The organism is Enterobacter sp. 22452, from assembly GCF_052045065.1.
Taxonomy (GTDB): Bacteria; Pseudomonadota; Gammaproteobacteria; order Enterobacterales; family Enterobacteriaceae; genus Enterobacter; species Enterobacter mori.
This window is the reverse complement of sequence record NZ_JBQEOB010000027.1, coordinates 1-547: the sequence shown is the minus strand read 5'-3', so window position 1 is coordinate 547 and position 547 is coordinate 1. Positions and strand designations below refer to the sequence as shown.

The following is a 547-nucleotide window of genomic DNA, read 5'->3' as shown; positions in this document are numbered from 1 at the left end:
CACTACAAAGGCAGGTTCTTTAAGGTAAGGAGGTGATCCAACCGCAGGTTCCCCTACGGTTACCTTGTTACGACTTCACCCCAGTCATGAATCACAAAGTGGTAAGCGCCCTCCCGAAGGTTAAGCTACCTACTTCTTTTGCAACCCACTCCCATGGTGTGACGGGCGGTGTGTACAAGGCCCGGGAACGTATTCACCGTAGCATTCTGATCTACGATTACTAGCGATTCCGACTTCATGGAGTCGAGTTGCAGACTCCAATCCGGACTACGACGCACTTTATGAGGTCCGCTTGCTCTCGCGAGGTCGCTTCTCTTTGTATGCGCCATTGTAGCACGTGTGTAGCCCTACTCGTAAGGGCCATGATGACTTGACGTCATCCCCACCTTCCTCCAGTTTATCACTGGCAGTCTCCTTTGAGTTCCCGACCGAATCGCTGGCAACAAAGGATAAGGGTTGCGCTCGTTGCGGGACTTAACCCAACATTTCACAACACGAGCTGACGACAGCCATGCAGCACCTGTCTCAGAGTTCCCGAAGGCACCAA

Annotated in this window: 1 rRNA gene; it reads right to left on the bottom strand. The window is 52.7% G+C overall.

What is annotated here, in order from left to right:
* Positions 1 to 25 precede the first annotated feature (25 nt).
* A 16S ribosomal RNA gene (locus ACTJJA_RS23920) occupies positions 26 to 547 on the bottom strand; the annotation flags it as partial.